The organism is Acinetobacter sp. AOR41_HL (assembly GCF_027854645.1).
Taxonomy (GTDB): Bacteria; Pseudomonadota; Gammaproteobacteria; order Pseudomonadales; family Moraxellaceae; genus Acinetobacter; species Acinetobacter nosocomialis.
The window spans coordinates 163,956-176,507 of record NZ_JAKTHZ010000027.1 but is presented as its reverse complement, the minus strand read 5'-3'; the positions used below and the strand labels follow the sequence as shown (position 1 = coordinate 176,507).

At 40.0% G+C, this 12,552-nt stretch carries 12 protein-coding genes; all 12 read right to left on the bottom strand.

Features of this window, described 5'->3' with window-relative positions; all coding sequences use genetic code 11:
• Nucleotides 1–4 precede the first annotated feature (4 nt).
• The 12 genes from alr to ppsA all read right to left on the bottom strand — a co-directional run bounded on the left by alr (nucleotide 5) and on the right by ppsA (nucleotide 12,428).
• A complete protein-coding gene (gene alr / locus MKL35_RS11550; protein ID WP_032010698.1) occupies nucleotides 5–1,075 on the bottom strand; it encodes an alanine racemase in 1,071 nt (356 codons plus the stop codon).
• 32 nt (nucleotides 1,076–1,107) lie between these two features.
• Nucleotides 1,108–2,553, bottom strand: coding sequence for a replicative DNA helicase (gene dnaB / locus MKL35_RS11545; RefSeq protein WP_002049228.1), 1,446 nt, complete (start codon nucleotides 2,551–2,553; stop codon nucleotides 1,108–1,110).
• A gap of 202 nt (nucleotides 2,554–2,755) precedes the next feature.
• Nucleotides 2,756–3,202 (bottom strand): 50S ribosomal protein L9, encoded by a 447-nt coding sequence (rplI, locus tag MKL35_RS11540; RefSeq protein ID WP_000382591.1) that lies wholly within the window; start codon nucleotides 3,200–3,202, stop codon nucleotides 2,756–2,758.
• An 8-nt stretch (nucleotides 3,203–3,210) separates the two neighbouring features.
• Nucleotides 3,211–3,438, bottom strand: coding sequence for a 30S ribosomal protein S18 (rpsR, locus tag MKL35_RS11535; protein ID WP_000090661.1), 228 nt, complete (start codon nucleotides 3,436–3,438; stop codon nucleotides 3,211–3,213).
• A gap of 11 nt (nucleotides 3,439–3,449) precedes the next feature.
• Nucleotides 3,450–3,833 carry a 30S ribosomal protein S6 gene (gene rpsF / locus MKL35_RS11530; RefSeq protein WP_002049107.1) on the bottom strand — a complete coding sequence of 128 codons (384 nt, stop codon included), beginning with the start codon at nucleotides 3,831–3,833 and terminating at the stop codon, nucleotides 3,450–3,452.
• A 181-nt stretch (nucleotides 3,834–4,014) separates the two neighbouring features.
• Nucleotides 4,015–4,893 carry a heme o synthase gene (cyoE, locus tag MKL35_RS11525; protein WP_002049287.1) on the bottom strand — a complete coding sequence of 293 codons (879 nt, stop codon included), beginning with the start codon at nucleotides 4,891–4,893 and terminating at the stop codon, nucleotides 4,015–4,017.
• 10 nt (nucleotides 4,894–4,903) lie between these two features.
• The gene (locus tag MKL35_RS11520; protein WP_000094534.1) at nucleotides 4,904–5,233 is read right to left on the bottom strand and encodes a cytochrome o ubiquinol oxidase subunit IV; all 330 of its coding nucleotides are present in this window, start codon (nucleotides 5,231–5,233) and stop codon (nucleotides 4,904–4,906) included.
• Complete coding sequence (gene cyoC, locus MKL35_RS11515) at nucleotides 5,233–5,853, bottom strand: cytochrome o ubiquinol oxidase subunit III (protein WP_002049203.1); 621 nt, start codon at nucleotides 5,851–5,853, stop codon at nucleotides 5,233–5,235. Before cyoC ends, MKL35_RS11520 begins: the two co-directional genes overlap by 1 nt.
• Before the next feature lie 4 nt (nucleotides 5,854–5,857).
• On the bottom strand, nucleotides 5,858–7,849 hold the full coding sequence (gene cyoB, locus MKL35_RS11510; protein WP_270913676.1) for a cytochrome o ubiquinol oxidase subunit I: 1,992 nt from the start codon (nucleotides 7,847–7,849) through the stop codon (nucleotides 5,858–5,860).
• Between the two features lie 3 nt (nucleotides 7,850–7,852).
• Nucleotides 7,853–8,905 (bottom strand): ubiquinol oxidase subunit II, encoded by a 1,053-nt coding sequence (gene cyoA, locus MKL35_RS11505; protein WP_002049341.1) that lies wholly within the window; start codon nucleotides 8,903–8,905, stop codon nucleotides 7,853–7,855.
• A gap of 315 nt (nucleotides 8,906–9,220) precedes the next feature.
• Nucleotides 9,221–9,976: an RDD family protein gene (locus MKL35_RS11500; protein ID WP_032010699.1), complete on the bottom strand. Its 756-nt coding sequence runs from the start codon at nucleotides 9,974–9,976 to the stop codon at nucleotides 9,221–9,223.
• 64 nt (nucleotides 9,977–10,040) lie between these two features.
• Entirely contained in the window at nucleotides 10,041–12,428 is a 2,388-nt protein-coding gene (gene ppsA / locus MKL35_RS11495) for a phosphoenolpyruvate synthase (protein WP_170318176.1), read from the bottom strand.
• Nucleotides 12,429–12,552 lie beyond the last annotated feature (124 nt).

The window sequence follows — 12,552 nt, the reverse complement described above, 5'->3', positions numbered from 1 at the left end:
ATTATTAAGTACTTTTGCGGACTGGACGAGTGCTTAAGCGGCAAAGTAATTCATAACCAATTGTGCCGTTAGCTTCGGCAACGTCATCAACTAAACGATGATTACCCCAAAGTTCAACTTGGGTACCAAGTTTTACCTGAGTATTTGTGACATCAATCGCTATCATATCCATACTTACACGTCCTACAACTGGACAAAGTTTGCCATCAATAGCGACAAAGTTTTGCTTAACATAAGCTCTTGGATAACCATCACCATAGCCAATAGAAACTATGGCAATATCCATAGCCTGTTGGGCGCAAAAAGTTGAACCATAACCCACATGTTCACCAGCTTGAATATGGTTTAACGCGATAACTTCTGCTGTGAAAGTCATGACTGGTTTTAAATCAAGCTCATGTACTGTTTTATCTGCAAAAGGTGAAGCACCGTAGAGCATAATACCCGGTCGTACATAGTCAAAATTCAGTTCTGGCCATTTAAAAATAGCCGCTGAATTACAGCAAGATGCTAAAACTGGTTCACAAGCTTGTTTTACTTGCAAAAATTGCTGTTTTTGTTGTTCATTTAAAGGATGGTCTACATCTGCATTGGCAAAATGCATAGCAAGTACACAGGTAAATCCTTCAGATTTTAAAGTTTTAATGATTTCAATAACTTCTGGGTTCTTAAAACCTAAACGGTTCATACCGCTATTTAATTTAACCCATACTTTTAAGCCTTGGGCAATGTATGCTTGTTTGTGTTTAATTAACCATTCAAACTGTTGTTGATGATGAATAACACATTCAAATTTTTGCTCAATTGCGACGGGCATTTCATCTTCAGAAAATACGCCTTCAATTAAAGTAACTGGTTGTTCGAAACCAAGTTCACGGATTTCTAATCCTTCTTGTAGGCAGGCGACACCAAAGGCATCTGAGGCATTTAAGGCTGCTAAACAGTCTTTGACTCCATGTCCGTAAGCATTGGCTTTTACCATACTTACGATTTTTGAATTTGCTGCGAGTTGTTTGACACGGTTTAAATTATATTGAAGCGCTTGGCGATCAATATAAACTGTTGCTTGACGCACCCTCATTTACTCCTTTGGGCTAGAGATAGAGTTTATTCTTCATCATCATATTGGCTGTAATACTCAGGAGAGAGATTACTAAAACGAGTATATTGACCTTCAAAGGCAAGGCGAACAGTACCAATAGGACCGTTACGCTGTTTACCAATGATAATTTCTGCGGTGCCTGCTTCTTTAGATTCTTTGTTATAGACTTCATCACGGTAAATGAACATGATTAAGTCGGCATCCTGTTCAATCGCACCCGATTCACGTAAGTCGGACATTACTGGGCGTTTATTTGGACGGTTTTCCAGACTTCGGTTAAGCTGGGAAAGTGCAATCACAGGACAGTGCATTTCTTTTGCCAAGGCTTTTAAGCTTCGTGAAATTTCCGAGATTTCGCCAACACGGTTATCACCCATACCCGGAACTTTCATGAGCTGTAAATAGTCGACCATGATACAGCCGATTTTACCATCATGCATTTTTGCAATACGTCTAGCTCGGGCACGAACCTCGGTTGGTGGTAAAGCTGACGAATCATCAATGTATAAATGCATTTGTTGAAGCTGCAAAATAGTACCAGTAACTTTAGTCCACTCATCTGCATCTAAATTACCTGAACGTAAATGTCCTTGGTGAACTTTACCCATTGCAGAGATTAGACGCATTGCAATTGAGTCAGCTGGCATCTCCATAGAGAATACGAGAGCAGGGAGTTTATTGTATTGCAAAACACTTTCAACCAAGTTCATGGCAAAGGTAGTTTTACCCATAGACGGACGTGCCGCGACAATAATTAAGTCTCCAGGTTGCATACCGGAAGTTTTATTATCGAGTTCTAAGAAGCCAGTAGTTAAACCAGTAATATTGCCATCGAGTTTTGAAAGTTCATCAAGTTTACTAATTACATCGGCTGTTACAGAGCTAATTGCTTTAGGGCCAGAATCTTTTTTATTGTTATTGTGCTGTTCAGCTAAAGAGAAAATACTGGTTTCGGCTAAATCTAAAATTTCACTAACACCACGCCCTTTTGTGTCATAAGCATTTTGTAAAATTTCAGTACTTACCTTGATCATACTGCGTAGTGTAGAGAATTCTTTAATTTTGGTTGCATAGGTTTCAAGGTTATAGAAACTTGAAGGTGAATCAGCCATAAGCTGCATTAAGTATTCTTCACCACCAATAGCATCAAGTAAGTTTTGTTTTAAAAGCCAGTCATTCACTAAGACCGCATCATAAGGTGAATTTTCCTGCGCTAATTTTTCAATTGCGCGGTAAATATATTTATGACGAGTGGCATAAAAATCATTTTCTTTGAGTAGGTCACTGATTTGTTCAAAAGATTCAGCAACGGTCATCAATGCAGCAAGCACTGCTTGTTCAATGGCTAAATTGTGTGGGGGAGTGCGAAACTCTTTAAGTTGGCCTGATTCACTCGTCTTATTTTCTGTTGGAGATGAAAGCGTTAAAGAAGTGGCATTCGCCTGAGACATAATTAGACCTGATGATAAAATGTGTGCACAAAAAAAGGGTTTTAAGCCGAGAACTATCTTAAAACAAAAATAAATAAACTACCTAATTAAAAAACCAATTAAACTGAAGAACTGATCAGGAATTAATATATCTAATTTTATTTCATAAATTTAAGAGATAAAAAAAGAGCATGCGTGAGCATGCTCTTTTTTTGATGAGAAATTACTCAGATACGATAGTAACGAGAACTTCTGCAACAACATCATGATGCAATTGGATTGCGATGTTGAATTCACCAGTGTGACGAAGCGCACCGTTTGGTAAACGAACTTCTGCACGGTCAACTGTAAGACCAGCATTCGTTAACGCGTCAGCGATGTCACGAGTACCGATAGAACCGAAGAGTTTACCTTCGTCACCAGCTTTAGCAGTGATAACGATGTTAACTTCATTCAATTGTTCAGCACGTGCTTGAGCAGCAGCTAATACTTCAGCTTCTTGCTTCTCAAGTTCAGCACGACGAGCTTCAAAAGCAGCAGTGTTAGCTTCAGTAGCTGCAACTGCTTTACCTTGAGGGATAAGGAAGTTACGGCCGTAACCAGCTTTAACTGATACTTTATCGCCTAATTTACCAAGGTTCTTAATGCGTTGTAATAAGATAACGTCCACAGATCACCTCACTTATGGTTGTCAGTGTACGGAATCAAAGACAAATAGCGAGCTTGTTTGATAGCAAGTGCTAATTGACGTTGATAACGAGCTTTAGTACCAGTGATACGGCTAGGAACAATCTTGCCGTTTTCAGTGATGTACTGTTTTAAAGTGTCGATATCTTTGTAGTCGATGTACGCAACATTCTCAGCTGTAAAGCGGCAGAACTTGCGACGACGGTAAAAACGTGCCATTGATGTTCTCCTTATTCAGCTTCTTGAGCAACTTGCTGTGCTTCTTCGCGTTGAGCTTTACGCGCACGCTTTTCTTCAGCACTCTTAGCAAGCAATGACTCTTCAGTGATTGCGTGTTCACGACGGATGATAAGGTTACGAATGATCGCGTCGTTATAACGGAATAATTCTTCTAACTCATCAAGCGTAGTTTGACCACATTCAACATTCATAAGAATGTAGTGCGCTTTGTGAATTTTGTTAATTGGGTAAGCCAATTGACGACGGCCCCAATCTTCTAAACGGTGAATTTGACCATCAGCTTCTTTGATCTGAGAGATATAGCGTTCAACCATACCTACAACTTGATCGCTTTGGTCTGGATGTACCAAAAGTACGATTTCGTAATGACGCATTGTCAGCTCCTTACGGTTTAAACAGCCCCTAAAAAATTAGAAGCAAGGAGTCATAGCTAAAATATAAATAGCTACGTCGCAAAAAATGCGAAGGCTGAATTATAGGTAAAAATTAGACTAAAAACAAATCTTTTGATAAGAAATATGAAAAGTTGTTTTTGAGGAGGAAATCCTCCCTTAATTAAAAGAGAGGAAGATTTGGAGCAGGGGATTGATAGGTAAAGCTAAAGCTCAAACTTAACAGGGTAATTAATATGACCGAGTAGAGGAAAAAACGTTTAGCCCAAAGTTGATCGTTTTCGGCTTTGAATCCAATAATCGATAAATAGAACCAGTATGCAGTTAAAGCATTGAAGGTAATTAAAAAGAATACATTGGTATAACCAAAACAATATAATCCATTCAAAACAGCTGCAAATAACAGGATATATATTACACATTCAATTTTCGTACGATAAATAGAACGTGCTACAGGCAAAATTGGAATTCCTGCATTTTTGTAATCATCAAAACGATAAATTGCAATTGCCCAAGAGTGAGGCATTTGCCATAAACCGTATGCTAAAAACAAAAGCAAGGCTGCCACATCAAATTGATGAGTTACCGCTGTATAACCAATAACAGGAGGACTCGCTCCGGAGATACTACCAATAACGGTTTGATGGATTGAGGTACGTTTGGTCCACAAGCTATAAAAACCGACATAGACAACAAAACCAATTACTGCAAACAAAAATGCGTAACCATTTACACCAAACCACAAAATGCTAAAACCAATTACCCCAAGTACAAACGCATATATAAGCGCAACAGTAGGAGAGATGGTTTTTTTAACAAGTGCGCGGTTTTGAGTGCGCTGCATCTTTGTATCAATATCTTGATCAATAACATTATTGACGACACAACCTGAGGCAACGACTAACGTTGTTCCAATGAGAGTGAGCAATAATAATAAGATGTCTATAGAGCCTTGGGCGGCTAAGAAGAAGCCGCCCAAAGTGGTAACGAAATTACCGAAGAGAATTCCTGGTTTAGTCAGGAATAAATACTTTTTCAACATGACAATCAGTTTAGATCATCATATTGTAGTGAAGATAATTCATAATCCACACAGAACCGATTAACAGTACAGCGATACATAGGATCGTGTAGATAAATGCAATCATATTCCAGCGTTGTTCAGATGATGTATTCATGTGTAAGAAGTACACAAGTTGTACAAGAACCTGAGCAACGGCAGTAATTGCAATCACTGTAACTAAAAGACCACGGCTGAAACCACCTGCCATCACCATCCCGAATGGGATGATGGTAAGGATAACAGATAGAATAAAACCTACAGTGTATTGCTTAAAGTTACCGTGTGACGCACCAGCAGCATTATGCTCATGACTACTCATTAGAGAACTCCCAGTAAGTAAACGACGCTGAATACACAGATCCAAACGATGTCAAGGAAGTGCCAGAACAAGCTTAAGCAAGCAAGACGACGTGTATTCGGTAAAGTCAAACCTTTAGTTTTGATTTGATACATCAATACCAACATCCACACTAAACCAGAAGTTACGTGGATACCGTGCGTACCAACCAAAGTAAAGAACGATGACAAGAATGCACTATGAGTTGGACCATGACCTTCCTCTACAAGGTGATGGAATTCATAGAGCTCCATACCGATGAAGGTTGCACCAAAAAGGAATGTAATGAATAACCATGTGATTACTTGATTTACATTCTTTTTATAAGAGGCAAGTACAGCAAAACCGAAAGTTACCGATGAAATCAATAAGGCAAATGTTTCAGTTAACACGTAACCTAATGAATTATGGAACAGGTCATATGCACTTGGAGTCCCTGCTGGAACATGACTGCTTAATACAGCGAACGCAATGAAGAGTGATCCGAAAAGAATCAAGTCACTCATCAAGTATGTCCAGAAACCAAAGACCGTTAAATCTGTATCATCATGTTCATGATGACCATCGTGGCCATGGTTGTCGTGATGAAGTACTTCAGCCATTTCCTTAGTCCTTCTTCAAGTGTTTTTCAAGTAAAGCATAGCGTTCGTTTTCAATACGCTCAACTTCAGCAGCTGGAACATAGTAATCAACATTCTTAGTGAATGAGCTTACGATCAAGCTAATAACAGCTGAAACGAATGAAACAACAACGAGCCACCAAATATGCCAGATAAGTGCAAAGCCAAGAAGTGTAATGAACATTGCAATGACAAAACCAGCAGCACGATCAGTCGGCATGTGGATGTCTTCATATTTAGTATTACGTGCGTATGCTACACCGTTTTCTTTGTCAGTCCAGAAACGGTCAATACCGCTAACATCTGGTTCATGCGCAAAGTTGTAGAATGGAGCAGGGGAAGAAGTAGCCCATTCAAGTGTACGAGCATCCCATGGATCGCCTGTGTGGTCCATGTTTTGGTGACGTTGTAAGAAACCAACGATGATTTGCATTAAGAAGCATGCAATACCAATCGCAACAAGAACAGCACCAAATAATGCAATCGCAAGGTATGGATCCCATTCAGGGTTGTCATATGTATTCAAACGACGAGTCATACCCATGAAACCAAGGATATAAAGTGGCATGAATGCAAAATAGAAACCAAAGAACCAGAACCAGAATGCAGCTTTACCCCATGCTTCATTGAGCTTCCAACCAAACATTTTTGGCCAGTAGTAAATGATGCCGGCAAACATACCAAACACCACACCACCAATAATTACGTTATGGAAGTGAGCGATCAAGAATAATGAGTTGTGTACCAAGAAGTCCGCAGGCGGAACAGCCATAAGTACACCAGTTAAACCACCGATACCGAATGTTACAAGGAAGCCGAGCGTCCATAACATTGGAGTAGTAAAGGTGATGCGACCTTTATACATGGTGAATAACCAAGAGAAGATTTTCACACCAGTAGGAATCGCAATAACCATGGTCATGATACCGAAGAACGCGTTAACGTTCGCACCAGCACCCATGGTAAAGAAGTGGTGAAGCCATACAACGAATGCTAATACAGTAATTGCAATTGTTGCATACACCATAGACTTGTAACCGAACAACGCTTTACGAGAGAAGGTTGCAACGATTTCTGAGTATAAACCAAATGCTGGTAATACCAAGATATATACTTCAGGGTGACCCCATGTCCAGATCAAGTTCACATAAAGCATTGGGCTACCGCCAAGCTCATTTGTGAAGAAATGGAAGCCAAAGTAACGGTCTAATGTAAGCATTGCAAGCGTACCTGTTAATACAGGGAATGATGCAATGATTAATACTGCCGTACAAAGTGAAGTCCACGTGAAAATAGGCATGTCCATTAATTTCATGCCAGGTGCACGCATCTTAATGATGGTAACGAAGAAGTTAACACCGGATAAAAGCGTACCTAGGCCAGAAACCTGAAGTGCCCAGATATAGTAGTCAACACCTACACCAGGAGAATATTGAATACCAGACAGAGGAGGGTAAGCCATCCAACCAGTCGCAGCAAATTCACCTAATACAAGTGAAAGCATCATTAAACCAGCAGCACCAGCGAATAACCAGAAGCTTAAAGAGTTCAATAATGGGAAAGCAACGTCACGAGCACCAATCTGTAAAGGAACAGAGATGTTCATCATACCTACAACGAGACCCATTGCTACGAAGAAGATCATGATTACACCGTGTGCGGTGAAGATCTGGTCGTAATGGTCAGGATGTAAATAACCTTCACCACCGCCTTTAGCGAGGAAAAGTTGTAAACGCATCATGATCGCATCGGCGAAACCACGCAAAAGCATGACGACAGATACGATGATATACATGATACCAATTTTTTTATGGTCTACAGTTGTAAACCATTCTTTCCACAAATATCCCCATTTTTTGAAATAGGTGATACCGCCAAGCACAGCAATTGCACCAAGTGCCATAAAGACCATGGTGACAAGTACGATTGGCTCTGTCGGGATAGAGTCCCAACCCAATTTACCAAAAATCATATCCATGTCTTATTCCCCTTGAGCAGCGTGTTCAGCTGCAGCATGAGTTTCTGCTGTTGCATGCCCAGCAGAGTGGTCAGCACCATGATAGTTACTCATATAATGGTTGATAACTGTTTCAAACAGTTTTGGTTCAACTGAAGAGTAATAAGTCACAGGGTGTGGCTTAGTCGGGAACGGTTTCATCGCTTCTGCTTTAGCAAGCGCTTCTTGATCACCAGCAGCTTTAGCACGATTGACTAAATGCTCGATTTGGTGCTTAGAACGATCGCCATCACGTAAGGTTGCCAATTCAGCTTGGTCAAGCGTAGCTTTTTGCACTGCTTCTGGATTAATAGTTGAACCATTACCAGCTTTAACTGCTGCTACCCATTCGTTGAATTGTTGCTCTGTAACGCTATGCGCTTTGAAACGCATTTGAGAGAAACCATAGCCTGAGTAGTTAGAAGAGAAACCACGATATACACCAGTTTCATTTGCTAACAAATGAAGGTGAGTTTGCATACCTGCCATTGCGTAAATCTGGCCACCTAACTGCGGAATGAAGAATGAGTTCATTGTGAAGTTAGACGTGATTTTGAAACTTAACGGAGTTTTTTCTGGGAAACGTACTTCGTTAACAGTCGCAATGTTTTGTTCAGGATAAATAAAAATCCACTTGAACTGTTCAGCAATAACCTGAATAGTTAAAGGTGCTTTATCTGATTCTAAAGGACGGTATGGGTCATACTTGTGGGAACCCCACCAAGTTAACCAAGCTAAAATACCAATAATAATGACAGGGATACCCCATACTACAACTTCAATTGCAGTTGAGTGTGCCCATGTAGGTTTATAGTCTGCATCTTTATTTGACGCACGATATTTCCAACCAAACCATAATGCCATGATGATTGAAGGAATCACCACGAGTAACATTAAATAGATCGCAGTCATCATAAGGTCACTTTGACCTTGACCAACTGGACCTTTAGAGTTTAGAAGTACCATATCACCACCACACCCAGTCAAAAGTGCGGCAAGCGTTGATAAAGACAATACAGCTAAAATCGTTTGTCTCATTTTACAACCTCGGTGAAGAGTCCCATTCCCTAATTAAATATGGGATAGCGATTAAAGTGTCGCATGATTGAGAACGCTAGTCTTAAAATTTAGACTTCTCAATGATGCGACACCGCTACGTTGTAGGGCATTATGCCTCATATCGACAAACTAAGCTACATGTAAAGCAGCTTGAAATAATTGTTTTAAAACCCGATTTTTTTTGTAGGGTATCGAATTATGATGGAGCTTTTATTTAAATATCAACTCTCTATAGAAAAAAGGAGGCGGGGCGCCTCCTTTTTTTTAGACATTAAATGAATCAGTCATTCACTGTCATTTGATCACTTTTGTTCTTGCAATTTTGTCATGTAAAGCCTGTCGCTTTTGTCCTAATGCAAAAGCATAGTCAATAATTGTACTAATTGGCATAAATAGTAAGTTTAATATAATGAAAACGATACTTCTGAGTAAGAAGATACGTGTTAGATTAACTTTACCATTAGTTTCAGCATCGACAATTTTAATTCCGACAATTTTTTTACCAATACTTTGCCCAAACTTGGTCAACAAAAATGCTTGAATAGCGAGCATTATTACTACATAAAGTAACATTGTATGCCACGCTTCCACTGGAATTAGTGTAAAAAGCTGCTGCTGAAGTTCAGCTGCTTTGGTTGATGCAACTTCAGCAGACTGCATCTGTTTTTGTAACTCAAAAAGTTGTTTATATTGAGCTTCGTTAAAGAAAAAAGACGGAATGGCTGCAATAGGTAGCCAAAGTAATAAGTCAATAATTTTTGCAAGCGCACGAGATGAAATTGAAGCAAGTTCATGTGTCTTAGTCTCGACTCGAATTTGCTGGATAGTCTCGTTATAAGGCGTATTTGTATTTGCTGAAAAAGCGGAATAACCCATAGGTTGATATACAAGTTTACCTTGGGTTAATTCTCCTAAAGCTTTCCATTCTGTCATGCCTTCATGCCAAGCTAAATCAGTAAGTAAAACTTGTTGGCTTGCCAACATCTGATTTAGTTGCTCTAAGGTATAAGGCCCAGCTTGTTGATTATTACGTGCCAAGTAAATTTGCATAAGTAAAAATTCTCTATTCTAAAGATGAAAAAAGACCCACGGATGGGTCTTTTTCTATAACAAATTAGATTTGCTTGATTTTTTCTTCAGCAAGGAAGAACCATGTATCTAAAACTGAGTCAGGGTTTAAAGACACTGATTCAATACCTTGTTCCATTAGCCATTTTGCAAGGTCAGGGTGGTCAGATGGTCCTTGACCGCAAATACCGACATATTTACCGGCTTTACGACAAGCATGAATTGCCATAGAAAGAAGAGCTTTTACAGCAGCATCGCGCTCATCGAATAAGTGAGAAACAATACCAGAGTCACGATCAAGACCAAGTGTTAATTGAGTTAAATCGTTAGAGCCGATAGAGAAACCATCGAAGTGTTCAAGAAATTGTTCAGCTAATAATGCGTTAGTTGGTAATTCACACATCATGATGACTTTTAAGCCATTCTCGCCGCGCTTCAAGCCATTTTGAGCCAACAACTCAATCACGCGTTTTGCTTCAGATACTGTACGCACAAATGGAATCATGATTTGGATATTGGTTAAACCCATTTCATCACGAACTTTTTTAAGCGCGCGGCATTCAAGTTCGAAACAATCACGGAAGTTGTCCGAAACATAACGGCTTGCACCGCGGAAACCAAGCATTGGGTTTTCTTCTTCTGGCTCGTATAACTTACCGCCAATAAGATTCGCATATTCGTTTGACTTAAAGTCAGACATACGAACAATGACTGGTTTGTCAGCAAAAGCAGCTGCAAGTGTTGCAATGCCTTCAACTAGTTTTTCAACATAGAATTCTACAGGTGATGCATAGCCAGCTGTACGTGTCATTACAGCAGCACGAGTTTCACGAGGTAAGCTTTCAATGTTAAGAAGGGCTTTAGGATGGACCCCAATCATTCGGTTAATAATGAACTCTAAACGAGCAAGACCAATACCTTCGTTTGGAATTTGAGCAAAGTCAAAGGCACGGTCAGGGTTACCTACGTTCATCATGATTTTGAATGAAAGTTTAGGCATAGATTCAATAGAGTTACGCTGAACTTCAAAATCTAATGCACCTTCATAGATGAAACCAGTGTCACCTTCAGCACAAGAAACAGTAACTTCTTGACCATCAGTTAATACTTCAGTTGCGTTACCACAACCTACAATTGCTGGTACACCAAGTTCACGAGCAATAATTGCAGCATGACACGTACGACCACCACGGTTAGTGATGATAGCCGCAGCACGTTTCATTACAGGTTCCCAATCTGGGTCAGTCATGTCTGATACAAGTACGTCACCGTCTTGTACTTTGTCCATTTCTTTAATTGAGTTAACAATACGGACTTTACCAGAACCGATACGCTGCCCAATTGAACGGCCTTCACAAAGTACAGTACCTTTTTGCTTGAGTAGGTAACGTTCCATTGTGCCAACATTTTGGCGGCTTTTTACGGTTTCAGGACGAGCTTGAACAATATAGATTTGACCATCGTCACCATCTTTTGCCCATTCAATATCCATCGGAGCGCCATAATGTTGCTCAATAATAAGCGCTTGTTTAGCTAACTCTTGTAATTCATGATCATTTAATGCGAACTGTTGACGTTCTTGTTTTTCAACGTCGACAACAACAACAGACTTACCTGCTGAGCCTTCTTCACCATAAATCATTTTCTGGTGCTTTGAGCCAAGATTACGGCGTAATACCGCATGTTTTCCAGCATTTAATAATGGTTTAGAAAGGTAGAATTCATCAGGGTTAACCGCACCTTGCACAACCATTTCACCTAAACCGTAAGATGCAGTAATGAATACGACATCACGGAAACCAGACTCGGTATCTAGGGTAAACATTACACCCGCAGCGCCAGTTTCAGAACGGACCATACGTTGAACACCCGCAGATAATGCGACAACATCATGATCGAAGCCTTGGTGTACACGATAAGAAATAGCACGGTCATTATATAAAGAAGCAAATACTTCTTTGATGGCGATAAGTACGTTATCAATACCGCGAATATTCAAGAAAGTTTCTTGTTGACCCGCGAAAGATGCATCTGGTAAATCTTCAGCAGTTGCAGATGAACGAACGGCAACCGCGATATCAGGGTTGCCGTTAGAAAGTTCTGTAAAAGCGGCGCGAATTTCTTGTTCTAAGGTTGCAGTGAGTGGAGTCTCTACAATCCATTGACGAATTTTAGCGCCTGTTTCTGCAAGTGCATTTACGTCATCAACGTTAAGCTGTGCAAGTTCTGCTTGAATTCGAGCGTTAAGACCGCTTTGGTCTAAGAACTCACGATAGGCCTGTGCAGTTGTTGCAAAACCACCAGGTACCGATACACCAGCATTTGATAAATGGCTGATCATTTCACCCAAAGATGAGTTTTTCCCACCTACGAGTTCGACATCGTGTTTCCCTAATTTTTCTAGACCGATTACGCGCGCTTCCAAAGTTTTCACTCCACTTTTGCAGTATTAATGTCTATCTTGGCATGAAATTAAAAAAATAAAGTGCTTAGTTGAGAATTTTACTAAGCGACAGTCATGTAAGATCAGTTTACTATAAAGATTATATAGCACTAAG